Annotated in this window: 2 protein-coding genes and 1 pseudogene; all 3 read left to right on the plus strand. The window is 40.3% G+C overall.

Going from position 1 to position 3,266, the window contains the following annotated elements:
- Positions 1-681: pyridoxal-dependent decarboxylase (locus K8S13_RS02810; RefSeq protein WP_291460268.1), on the plus strand; the 681-nt coding region annotated here is incomplete at its 5' end.
- 164 nt (positions 682-845) lie between these two features.
- Positions 846-1,847 (plus strand): SPFH domain-containing protein, encoded by a 1,002-nt coding sequence (locus K8S13_RS02815; RefSeq protein WP_291460270.1) that lies wholly within the window; start codon positions 846-848, stop codon positions 1,845-1,847.
- 36 nt (positions 1,848-1,883) lie between these two features.
- Positions 1,884-3,266: pseudogene (locus K8S13_RS02820) on the plus strand (AAA family ATPase); the annotation flags it as partial.

Consider the following 3,266-nt stretch of genomic DNA (forward strand, 5'->3'; position numbering starts at 1 on the left):
CTTTATGATCCCATTGATGAAATTGCTGACTTTTGCAGCGAAAAAAGGATATGGTTTCATATTGACGGTGCCCATGGCGGAGGTGCACTTTTTTCCAATAAATACAAACCATATCTTAATGGCATCCAAAAAGCGGATTCCATGATCATTGACGCTCACAAGATGCTGAGAACCCCTTCTATATGTGCCGCTTTTCTGGTAAAAAATGCTGCTGCCCTGGAACATACGTTCGAACATAAGGCAAGCTACTTATTTCATGAAAAAAAGCAACCCGGATTTGATTTTATCGGGCAGGCAATTGAATGCACAAAGACAGGGCTTGGTTTAAAATTTTATATGACCCTTGCAGCCATTGGTGAAAAAAAGATAGAACGCTATATTGATACTGCATATGATCTTACACAGCAGGCTTTTGAGCATATTAGCGCACAACCTGATTTTGAAGTACCCTGTAACCCTGAAAGCAATATTCTGTGTTTCAGGTTTGATGCAACCGATGATGTCCAGATCATGTTGCGGGATCATTTAATTGAAGAGGGCAGCTTTTATATTTCCTGCACCGAGTTAAATGCTAAGAGATATCTTAGAATTGTCATTATGAATCCTGAATCAAAATTAAATGACATTAAGGACTTGGTAACGTCAATCCGGCAGGTATTTGCAAAGCATTTTTCTAAATAATTTTTGACTAGTCATATATCTTAATGTATACTTGCGTCATATATTGAACTTGATATTTTTTCATTTGATCACGGATTCAATAATAGCTTTCATAATTTAGCGTTTTAAAGTAAAAAAAACTTTTTTATACAACACCTGACGTTTATCAAAAGAAAGGATCAGCCATGAAGGATCAGTCCTCACAGGTATTTCTTCAACGGGCAAGGGTGATAAATTTTATCAGAAAAATGGCATTTATCTGTTTTATTATCGCTCTTTTTTACTCTTTGGCTGCTGTTGTTTATTCAACCAAGGTTATTTATAAGGTCAAACTCAACTATGCGGTTATCCTTGAGCAGTTTGGCGGGCAACGGCAGGCGGTAACAGATGTTGGGTGGCATTACAGGCTTCCCTTTTTCACAAAGCTTGAGAAAGAAGTCCCTTTAATGAATCAGAATTTATATCTTGGCGGGAGTTCCGCCCCCATAAAAATCATTTCCCAGGAAAGTATCGCCCTTTGGACGTCTGCTTTAATGACATTTAAAATAAAAGATTTAAAGGTTTGGGGGATTGAGAACCTTTCTCCTGAAATTCTTCTCCAGGGAGATTTTGACGGTATTGCCAAAGACACCCTGCAGGCCCAGGAAGTCAATAAGCTCATTAGTGAAAGGGAAAAAATAAAAGAAGAAATTTTCCAGGCCCTGAAAAATCGCCCCATCAATAAAAACGGCCCGACCATTGAAGACAAATTTGGTATTGAAGTGGTCAGTTTTGTGCTCAATGAAACCCGGTTTGGCGATAAACTGATTGAAGCAACAGAGGAAAAAAAGCGACGTCAGCTTATCGCGGAAGCTGATAATTATGCGGCAGACCAGGAAGCCGATCGGATCAAAAAGCTGTATAAAGCATATCTTGAGGGTATCCGATCCCTTCACCTTGCTTTGGGTGGATCTGACAAACTAAGTGTAAACCCGGCATTGTTTGAATTTTTATCCCAGCAAAAATGGGCCACTGCCTATGAAAAGAACCAATCGGAGCAAAAAACCTTTGTCCTTCATGGAGCAGGCCGACCACCCTCTCTAACGCTGCCTCCCCTGTTCCGAAAAAAAATAAACACCCCCTTTGATAAACAATTGATAAACAATAAGGATAAGACTTCATCACAGGCTGTTTTGAAAACACCTTAACTGCAAGCTGATTTTATCTTGCCCCGGGAGTTGGGTATGGCAAAAAGAACCACAAAAGAAAAAACATTTATCAGGCTTCCTGAAGAATCCATAAGAAAGACAGAGGCTCTTGTGAAGACAAGGAGCTATAACACCAAAGCCTTTGTCAGATCCCGCCTGAACCAGTACAAACAGCCGCATCCCGTAATTTCATTCCTGAAAGAATCCTTTTTTCTTCTCTTTTTTATGAGAAGAAAAAAAAGAAAAATGAATGTATTAAACAACCCTGAAATCCTCAGGGACTGGAAAAAACGATTTTTATACTCCGGTGAAACCAATCCCGGGGCCTCTTGGAATGCCATTATTGAAAAAGAATTGACAAAACCCGAATATCACTACCTGATCGCCGTACTGGACAAGGAACTGACAGATCTTCATGTTCCCATTGAACTTGAAAAAACTTTTGAAAAAATATACCGGGCACATATCAGGAAAGAACATATTGAGGACCCTGATGTTCCCAAAGCCCCGATTGTCCTTATAGAAGGCACTTCGGGCAGTGGCAAGAGCGCTACAGTAAGGGAAATTCTGGAAAAGGTGGTGTTCAGGAATGAAATCATCCCCATGGTTGACTGGAAAAAGAAAAAAGAAAAAATCCTTGCCAGGCACAGTCTTTTTACAAATCTGGAAGAGGTTGACCCCGAGTTTGCCATGAAGATTGCAAGAAAAAGAAAACAGGCATTTTACAACCGTCTTGCCCGAATTCCGATTTTAAGACGCATATTTAAAAAACGAATCATGAAAAACCTGACTTATTTTGAAGAAAGGGGGATCATTGTTGATTCCTCTATTATTACACCCAATGATTATCAGACCGCTTTAGCGGGGGAACCGGGCAACTATTTCAAACGTGCCATGGGCCACCCCAAAGTAACGTCCATCCGGCACATTGAAGAAGCCCATTCCGCCTTTGGAAAATCAGAGGCCAGCTATGGCAGCGGGGGGGCGGAAAAACAGCAGAGAACCCTGATTGACACTTCCAATATTGTGCTGGATGAGATAATTGAGGGCAGAAGGGATTGCTTTATCTTTGCTACCACAGATCAGACCCACAGGTTTGATTCTGCCATATACAGACGATTTGTGGAAAAAGGGTGTATCATTGATATATCCAAGTTTTGGATGAATGCGGATAATCTTAAAAAAATCATATTTCTTGAGATTAAACGCCACCAGATTCCCACAAAATATCATCAGGATTCCAAAAGCCTTGATGAAGCTGCAAAAATAATATATGCCATTTTCAAAGAAAAAAGCCTTAAAATCAGCCCTGCCTATGTCAGAAAACTCATTGAATCCATTATTAACATCCGGGGAGATTTCATCCTTGCTTTCCTGGATAACAGCATTCTGATCAGGAGTGCTTTTCAACTGGTGGCC

Source organism: Desulfobacula sp. (assembly GCF_021107415.1).